At 48.4% G+C, this 20,571-nt stretch carries 18 protein-coding genes and 2 tRNA genes; 5 read left to right on the forward strand and 15 right to left on the reverse strand.

Annotation, left to right across the window (positions count from 1 at the left end):
* Positions 1–65 precede the first annotated feature (65 nt).
* The 8 genes from AC8GFP_RS12945 to dnaE all read right to left on the reverse strand — a co-directional run bounded on the left by AC8GFP_RS12945 (position 66) and on the right by dnaE (position 8,497).
* Positions 66–611, reverse strand: a complete 546-nt coding sequence (locus AC8GFP_RS12945; RefSeq protein WP_506613848.1) for a YggT family protein — start codon at positions 609–611, stop codon at positions 66–68.
* Positions 612–613: 2 nt separating this feature from the next.
* Complete coding sequence (locus AC8GFP_RS12950) at positions 614–1,768, reverse strand: aminotransferase class V-fold PLP-dependent enzyme (RefSeq protein WP_506613850.1); 1,155 nt, start codon at positions 1,766–1,768, stop codon at positions 614–616.
* Positions 1,769–1,801: 33 nt separating this feature from the next.
* Positions 1,802–1,877 (reverse strand) — tRNA-His (locus AC8GFP_RS12955).
* A 45-nt stretch (positions 1,878–1,922) separates the two neighbouring features.
* Positions 1,923–3,836 (reverse strand): SurA N-terminal domain-containing protein, encoded by a 1,914-nt coding sequence (locus AC8GFP_RS12960; RefSeq protein WP_506613852.1) that lies wholly within the window; start codon positions 3,834–3,836, stop codon positions 1,923–1,925.
* A gap of 52 nt (positions 3,837–3,888) precedes the next feature.
* A tRNA-Val gene (locus AC8GFP_RS12965) sits at positions 3,889–3,964 on the reverse strand.
* Between the two features lie 15 nt (positions 3,965–3,979).
* Entirely contained in the window at positions 3,980–4,252 is a 273-nt protein-coding gene (locus AC8GFP_RS12970) for an HU family DNA-binding protein (protein ID WP_506614002.1), read from the reverse strand.
* A 200-nt stretch (positions 4,253–4,452) separates the two neighbouring features.
* Positions 4,453–5,019: a CDP-diacylglycerol--glycerol-3-phosphate 3-phosphatidyltransferase gene (gene pgsA, locus AC8GFP_RS12975; protein WP_506613853.1), complete on the reverse strand. Its 567-nt coding sequence runs from the start codon at positions 5,017–5,019 to the stop codon at positions 4,453–4,455.
* 4 nt (positions 5,020–5,023) lie between these two features.
* The gene (gene dnaE, locus AC8GFP_RS12980) at positions 5,024–8,497 is read right to left on the reverse strand and encodes a DNA polymerase III subunit alpha (protein ID WP_506613855.1); all 3,474 of its coding nucleotides are present in this window, start codon (positions 8,495–8,497) and stop codon (positions 5,024–5,026) included.
* A gap of 90 nt (positions 8,498–8,587) precedes the next feature.
* On the opposite strand from dnaE, the gene trxA reads away from it, so the two are divergent.
* The 5 genes from trxA (at position 8,588) to AC8GFP_RS13005 (ending at position 13,783) form a co-directional block, all read left to right on the forward strand.
* On the forward strand, positions 8,588–8,923 hold the full coding sequence (trxA, locus tag AC8GFP_RS12985) for a thioredoxin TrxA (protein ID WP_506613857.1): 336 nt from the start codon (positions 8,588–8,590) through the stop codon (positions 8,921–8,923).
* Positions 8,924–9,062: 139 nt separating this feature from the next.
* Positions 9,063–10,325 (forward strand): transcription termination factor Rho, encoded by a 1,263-nt coding sequence (rho, locus tag AC8GFP_RS12990; RefSeq protein ID WP_506613859.1) that lies wholly within the window; start codon positions 9,063–9,065, stop codon positions 10,323–10,325.
* An 83-nt stretch (positions 10,326–10,408) separates the two neighbouring features.
* Positions 10,409–10,666 carry a type B 50S ribosomal protein L31 gene (locus AC8GFP_RS12995; RefSeq protein ID WP_506613861.1) on the forward strand — a complete coding sequence of 86 codons (258 nt, stop codon included), beginning with the start codon at positions 10,409–10,411 and terminating at the stop codon, positions 10,664–10,666.
* Between the two features lie 81 nt (positions 10,667–10,747).
* A complete protein-coding gene (locus AC8GFP_RS13000; protein WP_506613863.1) occupies positions 10,748–12,433 on the forward strand; it encodes a hypothetical protein in 1,686 nt (561 codons plus the stop codon).
* 3 nt (positions 12,434–12,436) lie between these two features.
* Positions 12,437–13,783 (forward strand): MATE family efflux transporter, encoded by a 1,347-nt coding sequence (locus AC8GFP_RS13005; protein ID WP_506613865.1) that lies wholly within the window; start codon positions 12,437–12,439, stop codon positions 13,781–13,783.
* A 5-nt stretch (positions 13,784–13,788) separates the two neighbouring features.
* On the opposite strand, the gene phoR is transcribed toward AC8GFP_RS13005, so the two are convergent.
* The 7 genes from phoR to pstS all read right to left on the reverse strand — a co-directional run bounded on the left by phoR (position 13,789) and on the right by pstS (position 20,360).
* Positions 13,789–15,141, reverse strand: coding sequence for a phosphate regulon sensor histidine kinase PhoR (phoR, locus tag AC8GFP_RS13010; RefSeq protein WP_506613867.1), 1,353 nt, complete (start codon positions 15,139–15,141; stop codon positions 13,789–13,791).
* On the reverse strand, positions 15,138–15,842 hold the full coding sequence (phoB, locus tag AC8GFP_RS13015; protein ID WP_506613869.1) for a phosphate regulon transcriptional regulator PhoB: 705 nt from the start codon (positions 15,840–15,842) through the stop codon (positions 15,138–15,140). Before phoB ends, phoR begins: the two co-directional genes overlap by 4 nt.
* Before the next feature lie 6 nt (positions 15,843–15,848).
* Positions 15,849–16,550, reverse strand: a complete 702-nt coding sequence (gene phoU / locus AC8GFP_RS13020) for a phosphate signaling complex protein PhoU (protein WP_506613871.1) — start codon at positions 16,548–16,550, stop codon at positions 15,849–15,851.
* Positions 16,551–16,576: 26 nt separating this feature from the next.
* Positions 16,577–17,347, reverse strand: a complete 771-nt coding sequence (gene pstB / locus AC8GFP_RS13025) for a phosphate ABC transporter ATP-binding protein PstB (protein ID WP_506613873.1) — start codon at positions 17,345–17,347, stop codon at positions 16,577–16,579.
* 48 nt (positions 17,348–17,395) lie between these two features.
* Positions 17,396–18,244, reverse strand: a complete 849-nt coding sequence (gene pstA / locus AC8GFP_RS13030) for a phosphate ABC transporter permease PstA (RefSeq protein WP_506613875.1) — start codon at positions 18,242–18,244, stop codon at positions 17,396–17,398.
* Between the two features lie 13 nt (positions 18,245–18,257).
* A complete protein-coding gene (pstC, locus tag AC8GFP_RS13035; RefSeq protein ID WP_506613877.1) occupies positions 18,258–19,223 on the reverse strand; it encodes a phosphate ABC transporter permease subunit PstC in 966 nt (321 codons plus the stop codon).
* Between the two features lie 117 nt (positions 19,224–19,340).
* Positions 19,341–20,360 carry a phosphate ABC transporter substrate-binding protein PstS gene (gene pstS / locus AC8GFP_RS13040; RefSeq protein WP_506613879.1) on the reverse strand — a complete coding sequence of 340 codons (1,020 nt, stop codon included), beginning with the start codon at positions 20,358–20,360 and terminating at the stop codon, positions 19,341–19,343.
* Positions 20,361–20,571 lie beyond the last annotated feature (211 nt).

The raw sequence follows: 20,571 nt of genomic DNA on the forward strand, positions 1-20,571 counted from the left end.
CTGATTTAGATTTTCATAACTTGACACAAACCTCTCAGCTCAAGATAAAGGGCTGAGAGGTTTTTTTAAAACTTGTAACTGTGAATCACCATGCTTAGCACTTGTAGGATCAACAAGGCCACCAATGGTGAAAGATCGATGCCACCTATAAGCGGCATGAAGTTTCTGATTGGTCTTAGCAGAGGATCAGACAGTTGATGCAGGAAGTACTGAACATGCGATTGCGGTTGAATCCAACTGAGCACGGCTTGGATGATGAGCATCACTGTCAGCAAGGTAATGATCAAACTCAACGTGTCAAAGATAAACAAATAAGACACATGCGACAAGTCGATTTGGCGTGTCATTACCCACGACTTGACCAAACTCAGTAGCAGCAAAATGGCCAAGGCTGGCAGCAAAGAAGATAAATCAATCCGAGATAAACGTGGCAAAAAACTTCGCAGCGGCAGTACGGCCCAATCAGTCACAGCGAAAAGAAATTGACCCAAGCCTGCACTGTTCGAACTGATATTGATTCGAAATAGAAAGGCATAAAACCTCAAGAGAAAACTTGCAACCACCAAATGCGATATCGACTGTAGAAGAAACAGACCGATTTGCAAAAGCATGCTCAAGCTGCCAAGGGTATTTTTTCAACAAACCCAAGCTGATCTAGAGCGGCACTCAAGTGGCCAACGCTTCGGTCAATGTGATGAAGCTTTTCCAAACCAAACAAGCCGATCCTGAAGGTCATGAAGTTTTTATGCTCGTCACATTGCAAAGGAACGCCAGCAGCTGTTTGTAATCCCAAAGCAAGGAATTTTTGGCTGTTTTGAAGTTGGGGGTCCGAGGTATGGCTGACCACCACCCCTGGAGATTTGAATCCAGAAGCGGCGACGCTGACAAAACCACGGCTTTCAAGCAAGGCCCTGACCCGGTGACCAAGTTCGATCTGCTCTTGACGAACTTTTTCAAACCCGTAAGCCTGAGTTTCTTGCATGACCTCGCTCAAACGCGTTAAGGCATCAGTTGGCATGGTCGTGTGGTAGGAATGCGAGCCATTTTCATAGCTCTCCATGATTTGCAACCACTTCTTCAAATCGCACGCGAAGCTGCTGCTTTGAGTCGCGTCAATGGCATGTCTGGCACGTTCACTCAACATGACCATGGCACAACAAGGTGAGCCACTCCATCCTTTTTGAGGCGCGCTGATCAAGACATCGACGCCTGTTGTACGCATGTCAACCCACATGGCACCAGATGCAATGCAATCCAAGACAAACAAGCCGCCAACCGAGTGAACAGCGTCTGCAACTTGCTTCAAATAATCATCAGGCAAGATCATGCCGCACGAGGTTTCGACATGCGGGGCGAAAACAACAGCGGGTTTTTCTGTCTTGATGGTGGCAACCACCTGATCAATAGGGCAAGGGGCCCAAGAGGCGTCAACAGCATCCGTCAGCGGGCGCGCTTTCAGGACAATCGTTTCTGAAGGAATGTGCCCCATGTCAAAAATTTGGCTCCAGCGGTAACTGAACCAGCCGTTACGCAGCACCAGCACTTTTTTCTGATTGGCAAACTGCCGGGCAACAGATTCCATGCCAAAAGTGCCACTGCCTGGCACCAAAACAGATGAATGGGCTTGATAAACAGACTTGAGGATTTTGGAGATGTCGCACATCACGCCTTGGAAGCGTTTGGACATGTGATTCAAAGCGCGATCGGTGTAGACAACCGAGAATTCCAGCAAGCCATCCGGATCAATTTGAGGAATAAGTCCAGGCATTGTTTTACTCCGACATGCAATCAGATGGAAATATGGGGTGGCTGATGGGGCTCGAACCCACGACAACAGGAATCACAATCCTGGACTCTACCAACTGAGCTACAGCCACCGCGGAGATAAATTATAACGATCAATTCAACGGGCTGATAACCCCTTATTTGGCCGCGTCATTGAGAAGTGGATCGGGTACTTTGACAGAAACCTTCAGACGATCTTTAAGCAAATTGAAGTAAGCAAGATTTTCAGCAGTTGCCCAAGCCTGCGTAAAGCGATCCAAGGACTCGGGGGACTGCGAAGCAGTTGGAGCTGGCACGACTTTGTTGATCTTGACAATGCCGAATCCCTTCGCACCCAGACTGACTCCTTGCACCGAGGGCAATTTTTTGTCATCAGCACGCATTGCGAGATCAACCAAGTTGGCAGGCAATTGCTGCGTCTGCTCCCTGCTAATGGTGACGGGAACTTGCCAAGAACCTGTCTCAGGCTTGTCGCGCCATTGCGATAATTTGGATTGACCGTCCTTGACAGCCAACGCCAAAGATTTCTCTCGAAGCAAGGCCTGAACAACCAGTTGCTTGACGTTGTCTAGGCTTAATTGTGTTGATGGACGATATTCTGTGATGCGAGCTGAAACCAATTGATTGGGTGCCGTTTCGACAGCCTCGGTATTGCGCTTGCGACTGATGCTTTCTTGGGAAAAAATAGATTTCAACAAGTTTGGATCCGCCCAAATAACTTTTCCACCACCATTCACCTCGCGGGTGATTCCTTTGGCATTTTGGACAGGCAACTTCAGCTTTTGCACAACAGCGTCAAAACCATCCGATTGTTCGTAGACAAGGTTTGAAAATTGTTCTGCCAATTCAGCATATTTTTTTCTAGCCTGCTCCTTCTTCAACTCGGCTTCAAGTTGAGGGCGTAATTGTTGAAAATTACCAGCCGATGCAGTTTTGATGTCAGTGAGCTTGATGATGTGAAATCCAAAATCAGATTCAACAACATCACTGATCTCGCCGGGTTTGAGCTTGAAAGCGGCATCTTCAAATGGTTTGACCATGGCGCCTTTGGCAAAATAATCAAGGTCTCCACCATTGGGTGCAGAACCCGCATCCTGAGAGAATTTTTTGGCGAGCTCTGAAAAATCTTCTGGCTTTTGACGCAATTGGGTTAAGAGCTCACTTGCTTTGGCTTTGGCTTTTGTTAGATCGGCCTCGCTTGACCCTTTGGGCGCATTGATCAAGATATGACTCGCGCGTCGTTCCTCCTTGCCAGCCAATGCAGCTTGATTCTGGTCAAAGTACGACTTCAACTCTGACTCGTTCACAACCATGGTTTGTTCTATGAATGCAAGATCGAGAACGACGTATTCAATGTCCGCAGTTTCAATCGACTTGTATTCATCAGCGTGCTTGTTGAAATAAGCCTTAAGCTCGTCATCGGAAGGTTTGGCTTGATCCAAGTAATCCGAGGCAGAAAAAATGGCAACCTGCACCTCCCGCTGTTGCTTAAAGGCTTGCATGGCAACATCAACTTGCGAAGGAAACGTGAGAGTGCTTTGCGTTACGCCGTTGACAACTTGACGTACAGACAGATCACCACGCATACGGGCTTCAAACAACTCGGGCGACATGCCCTGTGCAGCAAGCAACTGTTTGTATTTCTCTATATCCAATGTGCCATCAGGCTTCTTCAGTGCCGCCAAAGCCTCCATGTCTGAAATCGTTTTAACGACACGTTGATCAGAAATATTCAGTTTGAGATTTCGTGCTGACGCCTCAAGCACTTTTGTTTGAACCAGTCTTTCCAAAACGCCATACTTCAATGCTGGCGTATCAAACATGCTCGTATCGACGCCGGGCATGGAAGCACGCATGCGATCAATTTCAATTTTGTGAGCCTGATCCCACTCTTCCTTGGAAATATCAAGACCGTCAACTGTGGCTACTGTTTCACCTTTGTTCTGAAAACTGGTGTAACCCTCTAGGCCAAACAAAACGAAGGAAGGAAAAATCAAAATGATCAGCAGAATCTGCATGATCTTTTTATGCGTTCGGATGAAATCAAACATGGCGTGGCTCTTTGAAAAAGTAAAGGCGAACCAGAGTTCGCCTTAGAGTGGGTGGTGGGTGCTGACGGGCTCGAACCGCCGACCTACGCCTTGTAAGGGCGCCGCTCTACCAACTGAGCTAAGCACCCCACCGCATCCGCAGCTTAGTTCAATGCATCTTTCAATGCTTTACCTGGGCGAAATTTAGGCACTTTGGCAGCTTTGATCTTGATCGCTGCGCCAGTGGCTGGATTGCGACCGTTGCGAGCGGCACGCTTGGTCACTTCGAAAGTTCCAAAGCCAACCAAAGAAACGGAATCGCCCTTTTTCAAAGTGGCTTTAACGGCATCAATGGTGGATTCCAAAGCACGTGTTGCTGCAGCCTTGGAAATATCTGCGTGGGCGGCAATATGTTCAATCAGTTCAGTTTTATTCACAAAGGTCCCCTTGACATCAGGTGTGATTTTTTTGATGGATACGTTCAAAATGGGTTTGCATTTTGAACGAAGAAAAGGATGAAGAAGGGCTTGGAACAAAAGAAAAAAACTTGTTACAAGCTATTGAGCATCCTGAATTCTCATTCTAGCGCGGGCTGATTCTAGTCGGTTTTTCAATACTGAACCGATCTGTGAAGGCATCACTTGGCGTTTTCTTTGATATAAGGCAAAGCTTTGCGCAGGTAGTAAATCATGGACCAAACAGTCAAAATGGCTGCAAGCCAAATCAAAATGCGCCCCCACTGGCCGGTATGGATTCCCCAACCCAAGTTCGAATCCAGCAATAAAAATGGAATAGCGACCATCTGAACCGTGGTTTTGACTTTACCCAGCATGTGCACAGTCACGCTTTTGTAAGCGCCGATTTGCGCCATCCATTCACGCAATGAAGAAATAGCAATTTCACGTCCAATGATCAGCAGCGCCACGATCACATCGACGCGACCCAAGTCAACCAAAACAAGCAAACTGGCGCAGACCAAAATCTTGTCTGCCACAGGGTCTAAAAAAGCACCAAATGCAGAGGTTTGATTGAGCTTTCGTGCCAAGTAACCATCGGCCCAATCTGTCAGTGCAAAAATGATGAACATCAGGGTTGCGATCAAGTTACGCAATGGCATTTCTACAGGCCACTGATAAACCCAAACCAGCAAGGGGATCGCGAGAATTCGCGTCCAAGTCATGAGGGTAGGTATATTGAAGAACATGAATCTAATCGTAAACGATTGACATGTCATTAACGCTCGGATGAGATGCGATCATTTGCAAAGCAGCATCAGTCGGAAAAAAGCAAGCTTTTTGGCCAAGTTGCAGTTCGACGATTGATCCGCCTACGTGCAGATTCAAACGCATCCCAAGTCCAGCGGATGAATCAGGCACAGAACCGCTCATGGGTCTGGGTGGATATTGAGTGAGCAGTGTTGCAATGTCAGGTAAAGCCGCACCAAGCGATAAGCGGACGTACTTTCCAAATTGACAACGGGCCTGGGTCAAATCCATGGCGTCAATCAAGGTCAATCGCAGGCTTGAATTGCGCCGATCAACTTGCACTTTGACGCGAGCCACAAGCAGTAAGTCTTCCTTGATGAGATTTTTATACTTTGTAAACACAGCATCATCAGCGCTGACCTCCAAGCATGCACTCATGTCATCAAGCAGAAAAATAGTCAATCGCCCCTTGGCTGTGTTGATAGTGCGTTCATCAAGCACAATGCCAGTCACCCATTGCGGTTCTTTGCTTTCGCTCAAGTCTGAGAGTTTTGTTTTGAGAAATTGACGCAGCTCTGCTTGAGCTTCTTCAAATAGATGTCCAGACAAGTGAAATCCAACCGCTGCTTTTTCATGGGTCAGTTTTTCTCGCACGCCCCATTGCGAAGCCATTTCTAAAGCGGGCTCGTTCTTACTCGAACCATGGCTGTCTTCAACGTCAAACAACCCGACCTGATGCACATGATCAGTTTGCGTCTGCGCATATTCAAAAGCCAGGCCAACCGAAGCCAAGAACTGTGCGCGATTGTCACCTAGGCCATCAAATGCCCCCGACTTAACCAAGGCCTCGACGGCCCGTTTGTTGATGCGAGATCTGTCTACACGCGCACAAAAATCAAACAAGCTGTTGAATGGACCACCCTCAGCCCGCGCTTCACAAATGGCTTCGATGGCTGACTGTCCTGTGCCCTTGATGGCTCCGAGTCCATAACGTATTCGATATTTAGACAATGGGACAAAGGCATACACACCAGCATTGATGTCGGGACGGTCAAATTGAATCCCCATGGACTGAGCGTCATCAAACAAAATCTTCAACTTGTCCGTGTCATCCATTTCAACAGTCATGTTGGCACTAAAAAATTCAGATGTGAAATGGACTTTGATCCAAGCTGTTTGGTAAGCCAGCAGCGAATAAGCAGCCGCATGCGATTTGTTGAAACCGTATCCAGCAAACTCTTCCATCAAATCGAAAATGGCATCAGCCTGTTCGGTTGAAATGTTGTTCTTTGATGCGCCCTCGCGAAAAATGGAACGATGCAATGCCATTTCATCGGCTTTTTTCTTGCCCATGGCACGTCGCAATAAATCTGCGCCGCCCAACGAGTAGCCGCCCAGCACCTGCGCAGTCTGCATCACCTGCTCTTGGTAGACCATGATGCCGTAGGTTTCAGCCAAAATAGGTTCAGCCAATGGATGCGGGTATTCCACCTTCTCTCGACCATGCTTGCGAGCCACAAAACTGGGAATCAAACTCATGGGTCCGGGTCTGAACAATGCGTTCAACACAATCAAATCTTCTAAGCGTGTGGGCTTGGCATCTCGCAACATGGCTTGCATGCCTCGACTTTCAAACTGAAACACGGCTTCTGTTTTGCCATCGGCAAACAGTTGGTAGGTGCGCGCATCATTCAGAGGAATATCGTCGTAAGAGAAATCAGATTGGGCCGGATGGTTTTCAGCAATCAAATTTTTGGCCATCTCCAAAATGGTCAAGGTCGCCAAACCCAAGAAGTCAAACTTCACCAAACCAATGGATTCCACGTCATCTTTGTCAAACTGGCTGACGGCGGCTGGGCTACCGGGCTGTTGATACAAGGGACAAAAATCAGTTAATTTGCCAGGTGCGATCAAAACGCCCCCTGCATGCATGCCTACATTGCGCGTCAGTCCTTCGAGTTTTTGGGCCAAATTCAACAAAATTTTGACCTCATCCTCTTGCGCCATGCGCTGTGCCAATTGCGGCTCTTGTTCCAGCGCAATGGCAATCGTCATGTGCTGTCCCGGTTTGTTGGGAATGAGCTTGGACAGCCCTTCACAAAAGGGGTAGCTCATGTCAAGGGTACGACCCACATCCCGAATGGCGGCACGCGCAGCCATGGTGCCAAAAGTCACAATTTGGCTGACCGCTTCGCGACCATATTGGTTCTTTACATATTCAATCACCCTGTCCCGATTGGTCTGGCAAAAGTCGATGTCAAAGTCGGGCATCGAGACCCGTTCAGGGTTGAGAAAACGCTCAAAAAGCAGGTTGTACTGCAAAGGATCCAAGTCGGTGATTTTCAATGCGTAGGCAACCAAAGAGCCCGCGCCGGAACCTCGACCGGGCCCCACCGGACAACCATGGCTTTTTGCCCAATTGATGAAATCACTGACGATCAAAAAATAGCCAGGAAAGCCCATTTTTAAAATGGTTTCAATTTCAAAATTCAAGCGCTCTTCATAGACAGATCGCTTGGCTTCCCGCAGAGAGGGATCGGGAAACAAATGCAAAAGACGACTCTCCAGACCTTGAAAAGAGACTGATCGGAAATAGTCATCTGTTGGAACCGGCGATCCATTCACCAAAGGTGTCGGGAATGCGGGTAACTGAGGCTTGCCAAGCGTCAAGCTCAGATTGCAACGCATGGCTACTGCATTCGCATTGGCAACCGCAGAGGGCAAATCTGCGAATAGTTCGACCATCTCTTGGGCACTAGGGAAAAACTGCTTGCGAGTGAATCGTTTAGGGCGTTTAGGATTGCCTAAAATTTCACCTTGTGCGATGCATACACGGGCTTCATGCGATTCAAAGTCATCCTCTTTGATGAACTGAATTGGATGCGTCGCTATCAATGGCAAACCCATCTTTTGCACCAAATCAACGGCAGCACTGATGTAGCGCTCGTCATCTGGCCTGCCCGCTCTTTGCAACTCAATGAAAAAGCGATCGGGGAAAAGTTGGCTCATTTTTGCAGCCAAAGTTTGTGCTCGTTCAATGTTGCCAGCGATCAACAACGGGCCAAGCGGTCCTGCTTGTGCACCCGACAAGGCGACCAAACCTTCGGACATGTCACCTTCAAGCCAGCGCCAATCAAGAGCGTTGTGCGTGCGGACAGCGTCTTGGGTCCACAGCTTGGTGAGCAATTCACACAGGTTCAAATAGCCCTTGTGGTTTTGAACCAATAGCAACAATTTGGCTGGTTCGGCATTCAAGTCTTCATCCGCCAAACGAACGGATATTTCAGCCCCAATCAAGGGCTTGATACCCGCTAGTCGGCACGCAGAGTAAAACTTGACAGTCCCAAACAGGTTGTTCAAATCGGTGATTGCCAGCGCCACTTGCCCATCTGCCTTGGCTGTGTTGATGGCATCGTCAATGCGACAGGTGCCATCAGCAACAGAGAATTCAGTGTGGAGACGCAGATGGACAAACATGCAGGCATTCTATGAAAGAAGCAGCGACCACCTTGACAGCCAGGGCCTGAGCAAATTGCCTTTAGAATCGAATAAAACCTAGGAATACTTATGGCAAACAACCTCATCCAACACCTGTCTGACGCATCTTTTGAATCGACTGTCATGAACGCCAAACAACCTGTATTGGTTGATTTTTGGGCGGAATGGTGCGGCCCTTGCAAGATGATTGCCCCTGTACTCGATGAAGCTGCCACAACTTACTCGGGCAAATTGCAAATCACCAAAATGAACGTAGACGAGAACCGTGACATTCCAGCCAAGTTTGGCATTCGCGGCATTCCCACTTTGATGCTTTTCAAAGACGGGCAACTTGCTGCCACCAAAGTGGGTTCATTGAGCAAGGCCCAATTGACTGAATTCATCGATCAACAACTGGCTTCTTAAACCTGTTTTTTCCTGTCATAATTCACATTTAGTGCAACCAAGCTGAATTTGGCTTTGTTGCTAAGCACCTGCGAGGCTTGCAGGCTGCCAGCACGATCCTCCCCCCTCTTCTGACTCAACTCCCCACTGGAGTACCCCTATGCATCTGAACGAACTCAAAGCACTTCATGTGTCTGAGGTTTTAAAGCAAGCCGAAGAACTCGAAATAGAAAACACTGGGCGCTTGCGCAAGCAAGAGTTGATGTTTGCCATCATCAAAAAGCGTGCGCGTGCAGGGGAACAAGTATTTGCAGACGGTGTCCTTGAAATTTTGCCTGATGGCTTTGGCTTTTTGCGAAGCCCCGATACCAGTTACACCGCAAGCACAGATGACATCTACATCAGCCCCAGCCAAGTGCGTAGATTCAATCTGCACACGGGGGACATGATCGAAGGTGAAGTGCGTATTCCCAAGGATGGCGAGCGCTACTTTGCCTTGACTAAACTCGATCAAGTCAATGGTGACCTACCAGAGAACAACAAACACAAGGTGATGTTTGAAAACTTGACCCCGCTGTTTCCGCGTGAGCACATGAAGCTCGAGCAGGACATCAAAGGTGAAGAAAATATAACCGGCCGCATCATCGACATCATTGCGCCCATTGGCAAAGGCCAACGAGCGCTGCTTGTCGCCCCGCCCAAGAGCGGCAAAACGGTGATGATGCAACACATCGCTCACGCTATTGCAGCCAACTACCCCGCAAGCCACATGATGGTTCTGTTGGTCGATGAGCGACCTGAGGAAGTGACCGAAATGCAGCGCTCAGTGAAAGCAGAGGTGATTGCCTCCACTTTCGATGAGCCAGCAGCGCGCCACGTGCATGTTGCAGAAATGGTGATCGAACGCGCCAAACGATTGGTTGAACTGAAAAAAGACGTGATCATTCTGCTCGATTCCATCACTCGCTTGGCTCGGGCCTATAACAATGTAGTACCCAGCTCTGGCAAAGTTCTGACTGGGGGTGTTGACGCCAACGCACTGCAACGGCCCAAGCGGTTTTTTGGTGCCGCCCGCAAAGTCGAAGAAGGCGGCTCACTCACCATCATTGCAACAGCCTTGATTGACACAGGCAGTCGCATGGATGAGGTGATTTTTGAAGAATTCAAAGGCACCGGCAATTGTGAAATTCACCTTGATCGTCGCCTTTACGAGAAAAGAGTTTTTCCAGCCATTCAATTGAACCGCAGTGGCACACGCCGAGAAGAACTTCTGCTAGCCCCAGAAATCCTCCAAAAGACCCGTATATTGAGACAATTTATTTACAACCTCGATGAAATTGAATCCATGGAATTGATGTTGAAGAACATGAAGGCCACCAAAACCAACGTCGATTTCTTCGATTTGATGCGTCGTGGTGGTTGAGTCTCCCATTAAGGCATAATATTTGGTTGCGAAAAGTGCAGGAGATTGGCTCTTGTGGCTGTCGAATTGAAAAAGGAATCAAAATGAAAGATGGCATTCACCCTGAGTACCGAGAAGTCTGTTTCCAAGACTTGTCCAATGGTTTTAAATTTGTCACACGCACTTGTGCCAATACCAAAGAAACCATCAAAATGGATGACGGTCGAGAGTTGCCCTTGTACAAGTTGGACACCTCTAGCGAATCCCATCCCTTCTACACAGGCACTCAAAAATCTGTTGACACCATGGGTGGACGTGTGGAGCGCTTCCGTAATAAATATGGAAAATCCACCGCCAAGTGATTGGTGTTCGGCAAAAAGAAGCAGCTTCAAGGCTGCTTTTTTTTTGTCATCCCATGAACCGCTTATGTCAAACTCAGCCTTGTGAATACCCCCTCTCCTGCTTTGATTTCTCAGCAAGCGGTTAGACGTCTACCGCGATTGGCGCTCATCAGCATCTGCTTGTTGTACGTTTTGGCTGGGATGACCGGCCACGATCCTTGGAAACGGATTGATGTCGCTTCGTTTGGCTATATGTGGTCCTTGGCCCAAGAGCAGTCCAGTTATTTCAATTTGCAACTTGCAGGTGTCACGCCTGAATTCAAAGCTTACCTACCTTACTGGTTGGGTGCTTGGAGCATTCAAGCCACCCAGGGTTGGCTAGCGCCCGAAGTGGCTGTGCGTCTGCCCTTTAGCTTGATGTCATTGGCCAGCATGACATTCCTCTGGTACGCCATCTATCATTTGGCCAGAAATCCGAGGGCACAACCCGTTGCTTTTGCATTTGGGGGTGAAGCGCAACCCAAAGACTATGCAAGATCGTTGGCAGATGCTGGTTTATTGGCCTACATGGCCTGTTTGGGTTTGGCATTACCTAGCCATGAAACAACTCCGATGGCCATGCAGCTATTTGGCACTGCCATTTTTTTTGCGGGTGCAAGTGCCATGGCTTACTTCCCCCAAAGAGCGTTGGTGGTTTGGTTTGGCGGGTTGTTGGTGATGACCATGAGCGGGGCACCAAGCATGGCCTTGATTTTGGGCATGGGCTCTTGTTTCCTCTGGTTTAAACATCCTCAAGCACAACTGCAACAAGTGGGGCTGATGCTTTTGACATTGTTCAGTCTGTTGGGGTTGGTAGTCTCTTTGGATTTATGGACTTGGCAAATTTTGCCCACGGCAGAGCTGACACAGCACTGGCGAGAGAAAGCGGAACTTTTAATGTGGTTTCTCTGGCCAGCTTGGCCTTTGGCCGCTTGGACCTTGTGGCGATGGCGTGGTCACTGGCGAACACAGTTGTGGAGTCAACACCTGATCCTCCCCTTGTTCGTGTTTATCGTCACCCTGATGGGCAGTTTGACCACGCGTGCCCCCGAAAAAACATTGTTGTTGGCTCTCCCAAGTTTGGCCGCATTGGCAGCGTTTGCCTTGCCCACCTTGAGTCGAAGTGTGGCGGCCCTGATCGATTGGTTCACCTTGCTCTTTTTCACTGGTTGCGCTTTGATGATTTGGGGCGTTTGGATTTCATTGCAAACCGGTGTGCCAGCACAACCCGCCCTCAATGTTGCGCGACTGGTGCCTGGGTACGTTCACAACTTTGATGTCCTGAGTTTCAGTGTTGCCGTGCTTGTATCCGCAGTCTGGTTGAAATTGGTGCAGTGGCGCATTGGCAGGCACCCGACTGTCATTTGGAAAAGCTTGGTGCTGCCAGCCAGTGGAGCCACACTGTGTTGGGTATTGTTGATGACCCTGTGGTTACCAATTTTGGATCGTGCGTTGAGTTACAGACCATGGTCAACCCAATTGGTTGCCTTGATGAACTATCCGAGCTGTGTTTATGCGGATGGACTTGAACGCAATCAATTAGCAGGGCTGAGCTACCACGGACAATTTGTTTTCATTGAATTTCACAGCAAGTTAGACGGTCAACCATGTGATTGGTTGATGACAAGAAAAAGCTCACAACTTTTATCAATGTCCAATGAAATTCAAGGCTGGCAAATGGTGCACAGGAGCAAACGACCCGCAGATAGAAATGAAGAAATACTGATCTTCAAAAGAGTTGGTCCATGATGTATGAGTGAACAAAGACTCATCATCAAACACGCGCTAACCGTATTGGTTGGTCAACTCGCTGTTGTGAGCTTTGGCGTTGCGGACACCATCATTGCAGGTCGGTATGACCCAGAGGCATTGGCAATTCTTTCTATCAGTGCAGCCATCTACATCACTGTCTACGTTGGCTTGCTAGGAATTTTGCAAGCTCTGATTCCCATGTTTGCAGAGTTACATGGCGCCAAGGAACATTTCAAAATTGGTCGAGTCTTTCGTCAAGGGCTCTACTTGTGGGCTGGATTGACTGTCACAGGCGTTGTTCTGCTCTTGTCTCCCAGTTATCTTTTGGAATGGACGAAGGTACCAGTTCATTTGCAAGATCAATCGACAAATTACCTGGCCATCTTGGCATTGGCATTGCCACCTGCACTTTTTTTCAGACTGTTTAGTTCGCTCAATCAAAGCTTAGGCAAACCCAAGCTGGTCACCCTCATCCAAATCTTGGCTTTGTTGCTGAAAATTCCATTGTCAATTGCGCTCACATTTGGCATGTTTGATTGGCCTGCTTTAGGTCTGATTGGCTGTGCAATAGCCACTGTCATCGTCAACTACAGCATGATGGTTATCGCCCTGTTGTTACTGAAGTTCAACAGTATTTACCAACCATTCAATGTTTGGATGAAACCCGAACCCCCAGACGCTCAAACATTGAAAAAAATGTGCCGCATGGGCCTCCCCAATGGTTTCAGCGTCACAGTAGAAGTCACTTCATTCACATTGATGGCTTTGTTTATTTCCCGATTTGGCACCACAGCGGCCGCGAGTCACCAAATTGCCAGCAGCATGGCTGCGCTTTTGTACATGATGCCATTGTCATTTTCCATTGCCATCAGCGCACGTGTGAGCTATTGGAAAGGTGCCCAGCAGCTTGACATGATGAAGCAGTCGTTGTTCATCGGTTTTCGCATCACCATGGCGCTAGCGCTTAGCATGGCTTGCTTGCTATGGCTTTTCCATGGATCGATTGCCAGTTTGTATGCCAAAGACACTGATGTTGCGAACATGGCAGGTCGATTGCTCATCTTCATTGGCTTTTACCACTTGTTTGATGCATTACAAACCTTGTGCTTTTTTATCTTGCGAAGCTTCAAGGTAACGATTGCACCTGCATTCATCTACAGTATTTTGCTGTGGGGTATTGGATTAGCGGGTGGTTTCCAGCTGGCGTTTAACGGTCTTGGGCCATTCAGCGCCATGCCCAATGCCGAGGCTTTTTGGCTCATGAGCATCCTTGGATTGATTTTGGTATCGATATGCTTGTTGATGCTGATTCGTTACCATTTCAAGCAATTGACCAAAGCCCAATAGCGTACTTAACTTGTTTTTTCAGGCTCTTTCAATCGACTGCTTGGAAAAAGCAGTGTGAATTGAGAGCCTTGGTTCAAATCACTCTCAACTTGCAAATGTCCACCATGGCGTTGCATCACATGCTTGACAATGGCCAAGCCCAAGCCCGTACCACCAGTGTCCCTGGATCGGCTTCGATCAATTCGGTAAAAACGTTCGGACAACCTTGGCAAGTGCTCAGCACTGATCCCTGGACCTGTGTCTTTGACAATAAAGGCTGCACCCTCTTCTTGTTTTGACCATGAGACATTGACACTTCCTCCACCCGGGGTGTATCTCAATGCATTGCTGATGAGATTGGTGAATGCACTGGTTAATTCTTGAATAGATCCGGAAATTTCAACATCTGCCAACGAATCAGAAATATGAAAAGACATGACGTGTGGTGGTGAGCCATCAACTTGCAAAGTTTTCATCAAACCATCGGCATCTTCTTCGCATTGCTTGAGAATTGATTTCAAAGAAGTCCACTCTTGAAAACTTGGATAGGGACTGCCCTCAAGCTTAGACAAAGTCAGCAAATCTTCAACCAAGGATTTCATTCGAAGAGCTTGCTTGGCCATCAGTTGCAAATAATTCTCTTGCTCTTGTGGTGTTAGTTGAAGCGTTTGCAGTGTTTCAACAAAACCCAAAAGCACGGTGAGAGGAGTGCGGATCTCATGAGAAACATTGGCCACAAAATCACGCCGCATCACCTCAGCTTGCTCAATCAATGTGACATCCCTTGAAAGCAATAACATGCGACCGTCGCCATAGGGGAATATTTGAACGCCCAACCTGTGTGGCCGGTCAACGCGATGCAGTCGACCTTCAATGATGACTTCGTGGTCAAAGCTTTTCGAGTACACATAACTACTGAATGTTGGGTTTCGCAGTAAATTACCAATCAACTGATGCGCATCGATTTGCGGGTCAATACCAAGGTGCTTGGCAGCAGTTTGATTGCTCCATTGAATTCGCGAATCGGAGTCAAGCAGCAAGACGCCATTGGGTGATGCTTGTATAGCCGCCAAAAACTGACGCAGGCTTTCTTCACTGGCGATGCGGGCAGATTCTTTCTGTTTGAAAATTTTGCGTACCCGCAGACTCGCCTCTTCCCAAAAGCCGGACTTGAAAGGATCAAAAGCATGATCATCTGACTTCAACCATTTCAAAAAACGCGAAGCATTCAAAATATCCGACAGGACCGTCCCGATAGACATCAGCAGCATGCAAATAAGTGCACCTTGCATCGAAAGATGGGCTGGAAAAATAAAATAGCCAACTGATCCTGCGCATACAAGCAGCAAGAATAAAGCGACCAGTCGCTCAAAGATCATGGTTGCTGAGACTGAACTTTATGGGTAAATCGATAGCCTGCACCACGGACAGTCTCAACCATGGCGCCAGCCTCGCCAAGGGCTTCGCGCAACCTCTTGACATGGACATCCACCGTTCGTTCTTCGATGAAAACATGATCACCCCATACTTTGTCGAGCAGTTGTGCTCTGGAATGAACGCGCTCAGCATGGTGCATGAAAAAATTCAGCAACTTAAATTCCGTGGGGCCTAGTTTGAGTGCAAGGCCATTGAATGAAACGCGATGGGTAGCACCATCCAAGTGCAATTGCCCAATGGTGACGCTGTCTTCAGCTTGTTCTGGGGCGCGACGACGCAATACAGAGCGAATCCGTGCAAGCAATTCTTGGGTTGAAAAAGGTTTGGTAATGTAGTCGTCAGCACCCGCGTCCAAGCCTGAAACTTTGTCATGCTCTTCGCTTTTGGCTGTGAGCATCAAAATAGGAACAGATTTGGTGCGAGGATCACTTCGCCATTTTCGAGCCCATACCACGCCGTGCTGCCCTGGCAGCATCCAATCAAGCAAGATGACATCAGGCAAGACAGCATCAATTTCGCGCTGTGCACTTTCGCCATCTTCAGCCCAAATGGGGGATAGGCCATTGTGTTTTAAATTCACAGAAATCAACTCGGCAATAGCGGCCTCGTCTTCAACAATCAACACTCGGGGCATGTGACGCATGTTTTTTTATTGAAGTTTAGATTCAATTTGCTCCAAACTTGCATGCCGAACATCTTCACCCTTGACGATGTAGATGATGAGCTCAGCAATGTTTTTGGCATGGTCTCCGATGCGCTCTAGCGCTTTGGCGACAAACAACAAATCTAGGCTAGGAGTGATCGTGCGGGGATCTTCCATCATGTAAGTGATGAGTTTGCGTACAAAGCCGTCGAACTCCTTGTCGATCAAATCATCCTCTTTCATGATGGTCAGTGCAGTGCTTGTGTCAAGGCGAGCGAATGCATCGAGAGATTTGCGAATCAAGCCGCTGGCCAGTTCCGCACTTTTGCGCAATTCAGATGATGGCAAGGACTTGTAGATACCGCTTGATGCGATTGACTTGACCATGCGGGCAATCTTATTGGCCTCATCCCCAGCACGCTCCAAATTGGCTGTTGCCTTGGACAGGGCAATCAGCAGACGCAAATCATTGGCGGTAGGCTGCCTTCTGGCGATGATGGTTGAAATTTCTCTGTCAATTTCAACCTCCATGGCATTCACTCGTTTTTCTGTGGCAATGACTTGATCCGCAACATCAACCACAAAAAGAGACAGTGCATAAATAGCTTGCTGAATCTGCGACTCAACCAAACCACCCATCTCCATCAACCGGGACGAAACGTTGTTGAGTTCTAAGTCAAACTGTGACGACAGGTGTTTATCAGGCATAGAAATCCTTCAATAAAAAATTCAAATCAACCAAATCGACCAGTGATGTAGTCCTCAGTTTCTTTTCGCTGAGGCTTGAAAAAGATTTGCTCTGTGACGCCGAATTCCACCATATCACCCAAGTACATGTAGGCGGTGAAATCAGATACCCGCGCAGCTTGCTGCATATTGTGGGTCACGATAGCCACGGTGTATTCTTTTTTCAGCTCGTTGATCAATTCTTCAACCTTGGACGTTGAAATCGGGTCTAAGGCTGAAGTGGGCTCATCTAACAAAATCACTTTGGGCCGAACGGCAACCGTTCTGGCAATGCAAAGACGTTGCTGCTGTCCACCCGACAGCGAAAGTCCGCTTTGACCGAGCTTGTCTTTGACTTCATTCCAGATCGCGGCCTTTTGCAAGGCTGACTCGACGCGGTCGTCCATCTCACTGCGCGAAAGGTTTTCGTACAAGCGAATGCCAAAAGCAATGTTGTCATAAATCGACATGGGAAATGGCGTTGGTTTTTGAAAAACCATGCCAATTTGAGCGCGAAGCAAGTTCAAATCTTGTGATTTTTCCAAGATGTTTCGACCGTAAAAAAGAATTTCACCTTCCGCATGCTGCCCTGGGTACAAGCTGTACATGCGGTTGAATGTTCTGAGCAGGGTGGACTTGCCGCATCCAGAGGGGCCGATGAAAGCAGTCACAGCATTCTCTTGAATATTGAGATTGATCTTTTTCAATCCTTGAAATTTTCCGTAATAGAAATCAAGGTTTTTTACTTCAATGGCATTTTTGGGTGTGGTTTCAACCATAAATTTCCTGCGTGATGTAACTGTCGAATGAGGTGAGCATGAACAAAATCAAGTGGTTTGTTTGCTGCGGAAAAAGATTCGCGCCATGATGTTCAGCACCAACACGGCCATGGTGACGATCAACGCACCGCCCCAAGCCAAGCGGATCCAATTGTCATAAGGACTCATGGCGAATTGGAAAATGACCACAGGCAAGTTGGCCATGGGCGAGCTCATGTCTGAATTGAAGAATTGATTGTTGAGCGCTGTGAACAACAGCGGCGCCGTTTCACCGCTGATGCGGGCAACCGCCAGCAACAAGCCTGTGATGACGCCATTTTTGGCAGCACGCAAGGTGACTGATAACGAGACTTTCCAACGTGGTGCACCCAGTGCAAAAGCTGCCTCTCGAAGACTTCCGGGCACCAATCGCAGCATGTTTTCAGTGGTGCGCATCACCACAGGAATAGCGATGAGTGTCAGGGCTAAACTGCCCGCATAGCCAGAGAAGGTGCCCAAGGTTGCAACAGCGATGGCATAGACAAACAAGCCAATCACAATGGATGGCGCAGACAACATGATGTCTGTCACGAATCTGGTGATATTGGCCGTGACACTGGTGTCGCCGTACTCGGCCATGTAAATGCCTGCCAAGATACCAACGGGTGTGGCCACCAGCACGGTGAGGCCAACAATCATCAAACTCCCCACGATGGCATTGCGCAATCCGCCGCCCTCGGTGCCCGGCGCTGGCGTGTCTTTGGTGAACATGTTCCAGTCCAAAGAGGCAAAGCCATTGGAAAACAGCACAAACAAAATCCAGAACAAGACGGCCAAACCGATGGCCATGGCCAGCATGGAGGTGAGCAATCCCCAAAAATTAACCAGCTGCCGACGACGATAAATGCCCAAGTCCATGTTGTTTTCCACTTTAGAAGCCCTTTGCTTTTTCAGCTCTGTTGATCATGATCTTGGCAGCTGCCAACACCACGAAGGTGATGATGAATAGCATGAAGCCCAAGGCGAACAATGAAGTGATGTGGAAATCAGCAGCTTCTCCAAATTCATTCGCAAGGGTTGATGCGATGGAAGTTCCGGGGGAGAAAAGCGATGTTGGCATCCGGTTGGCATTGCCAATCACGAAGGTCACGGCCATGGTTTCTCCAAGCGCTCTGCCAAGACCCAGCATCACGCCGCCAATGACACCTTTCTGTGTGTAAGGCAGAACGATTTTGCGAACCACCTCCCAAGTCGTGCATCCCAAGCCATATGCCGATTCGCGCAAGATGGAGGGTGTGATTTCAAACACATCGCGCATCACGGCGGCAACGAATGGCAGCACCATGAAAGCCAACACAATACCGGCAGCCAAGATACCCATGCCGTTGACTGCACCACTGAACAGCGAGCCGATGATGGGCATGCCAGCCATCAGGTCACGAAGTGGCATCTGAATGTAGTCGGCAAATATGGGGGCAAAAACAAACAAGCCAAACATGCCGTAAATGATGGATGGAACAGCAGCCAGCAATTCAATGGCTGTACCCAAGGGGCGACGCAGCCAAACAGGGCAAGTTTCAGTCAGGAAAACCGCAATGCCAAAGGCCAGTGGCACTGCAAAAAGCATGGCAATACCAGCACTGGCCAATGTGCCAACAATGGCGATGGCAGCGCCAAATTCTTCATTGATGATGTCCCATTCGACATACCAAATAAATTTAAATCCAAACTTTTGGAAAGTTGGCCACGCATTGATGAACAACGAGACGATGATCCCAGCCAATGCCAACAACACCAAGAGAGAAAAGCCTTGGGTTAAGCGATGAAAGATGGCATCTTGAAAACGCTGACGTCTACCCACTGCATGGAGATTAGATTTGCTGATGGTTGTCGTCATGTTGTGCGCTTCTATTGGGTATGTCGATTGCATGCCTGGATCTTTCAAAAGAACAGCTCAATCAAACCAATCGGTTGGCGGTCATTCAACCACCAACCGATCTTCTGATGAATCAATTTACTTTTTGATTTGAGTCCAAACTTTGCTGCGGATCTGATCCGTCAAAGCATCTGGCAATGGGACATAGTCAAGCTCTGCCGCCATTTTTTTGCCATTCTTGAAAGACCAGTCGAAAAACTTCAAAGCTGCCTCAGATGCCGATTTGTTATCAGGCGTCTTGTACATCACGATGAATGATGCGGTAGAGATCGGCCAGCTGGTATCGCCTTTGGCGTTGACCATGGAGACGCCCATGCCAGGGACGCTGAACCAATCGGCACCTGCAGCCGCAGCGGCAAAAGTCAAGTCGTCAGGGCTGACGTACTTGCCATTGGCGTTTTGCAATTGCATGAAATTCATTTTGTTCTTTTTCACGTAAGCGTATTCCACGTAGCCCACAGAGCCTTTGATGCGGTTGACGTTCGCAGCCACACCTTCGTTGCCCTTGCCACCCACCGAAGACGGTGCTGGCCACTTCACAGCAGCGCCTTTGCCCACAGAGTCGGCCCAGTCTTTGCTGATGGAAGACAGGTAATCGGTGAAGTTGAAGGTGGTGCCCGAGCCATCAGCGCGGTGCACAATGGTGATGGATTCGTCGGGAAGGTTCTTACCTGGGTTCAAGGCGGTGAATTTGGGATCGTTCCATTTGGTGATTTTGCCCATGTACATTTCAGCCAGGATGGAACCTGTGATGCGCAACTCACCAGGCTTGAAACCTGCCAAGTTGACCACTGGAACAGTACCGCCAATGATGGCTGGGAACTGGACCATGCCGTCTTTGTCCAAATCTGGGCCAGTAACTGGCGCGTCTGTGGCACCAAAAGTCACGGTTTTGGCGCGAATTTGCTTGAGGCCGCCGGATGAACCAATGGATTGGTAATTCATGCCAACGCCAGTGGTCTCTTTGTAAGCCTCAGCCCACTTGGCATAAATAGGAAATGGGAAAGTGGCACCTGCGCCAGTGATGTCTTGGGCCTGAACGGCGCCTGCCAGAAGCACTGCACCTAGACCCAACATCGCACTTTGAACAAATTTCATGGATACTCCTTGAGAGGGAAGAAACAAGCCGCTGTGTGCGGCAAAACGACTGACAACTTCTTCACTCTATTCTGGGAATATGACATTTTGATGTCTGCCATGTCCGCCCTCAAGGAATTATTCATCTTTTGGTCATATAAGCGTCATATGATAATGCGATCTTGACCCTGCGATCTCCCAAAAATAATACAAATCAATGCACATTTGAACT

It is taken from the genome of Limnohabitans simekii (SeqCode) (assembly GCF_965234735.1).
Lineage (GTDB): Bacteria > Pseudomonadota > Gammaproteobacteria > Burkholderiales > Burkholderiaceae_C > Limnohabitans > Limnohabitans simekii.

Bases quoted from the DNA above. Each gene is read 5' to 3' on its own strand.
- pstS (WP_506613879.1), bottom strand. From the start codon at position 20,360: ATGAAATTTGTTCAAAGTGCGATGTTGGGTCTAGGTGCAGTGCTTCTG.
- pstB (WP_506613873.1), bottom strand. From the start codon at position 17,347: ATGGTTGAAACCACACCCAAAAATGCCATTGAAGTAAAAAACCTTGAT.
- trxA (WP_506613857.1), top strand. From the start codon at position 8,588: ATGGCAAACAACCTCATCCAACACCTGTCTGACGCATCTTTTGAATCG.
- pstC (WP_506613877.1), bottom strand. From the start codon at position 19,223: ATGACGACAACCATCAGCAAATCTAATCTCCATGCAGTGGGTAGACGT.
- dnaE (WP_506613855.1), bottom strand. From the start codon at position 8,497: ATGTTTGTCCATCTGCGTCTCCACACTGAATTCTCTGTTGCTGATGGC.
- rho (WP_506613859.1), top strand. From the start codon at position 9,063: ATGCATCTGAACGAACTCAAAGCACTTCATGTGTCTGAGGTTTTAAAG.
- phoB (WP_506613869.1), bottom strand. From the start codon at position 15,842: ATGCGTCACATGCCCCGAGTGTTGATTGTTGAAGACGAGGCCGCTATT.
- phoU (WP_506613871.1), bottom strand. From the start codon at position 16,550: ATGCCTGATAAACACCTGTCGTCACAGTTTGACTTAGAACTCAACAAC.
- AC8GFP_RS12995 (WP_506613861.1), top strand. From the start codon at position 10,409: ATGAAAGATGGCATTCACCCTGAGTACCGAGAAGTCTGTTTCCAAGAC.
- AC8GFP_RS12950 (WP_506613850.1), bottom strand. From the start codon at position 1,768: ATGCCTGGACTTATTCCTCAAATTGATCCGGATGGCTTGCTGGAATTC.
- phoR (WP_506613867.1), bottom strand. From the start codon at position 15,141: ATGATCTTTGAGCGACTGGTCGCTTTATTCTTGCTGCTTGTATGCGCA.
- pgsA (WP_506613853.1), bottom strand. From the start codon at position 5,019: ATGTTCTTCAATATACCTACCCTCATGACTTGGACGCGAATTCTCGCG.
- AC8GFP_RS13005 (WP_506613865.1), top strand. From the start codon at position 12,437: ATGAGTGAACAAAGACTCATCATCAAACACGCGCTAACCGTATTGGTT.
- pstA (WP_506613875.1), bottom strand. From the start codon at position 18,244: ATGGACTTGGGCATTTATCGTCGTCGGCAGCTGGTTAATTTTTGGGGA.
- AC8GFP_RS12945 (WP_506613848.1), bottom strand. From the start codon at position 611: ATGCTTTTGCAAATCGGTCTGTTTCTTCTACAGTCGATATCGCATTTG.
- AC8GFP_RS12960 (WP_506613852.1), bottom strand. From the start codon at position 3,836: ATGTTTGATTTCATCCGAACGCATAAAAAGATCATGCAGATTCTGCTG.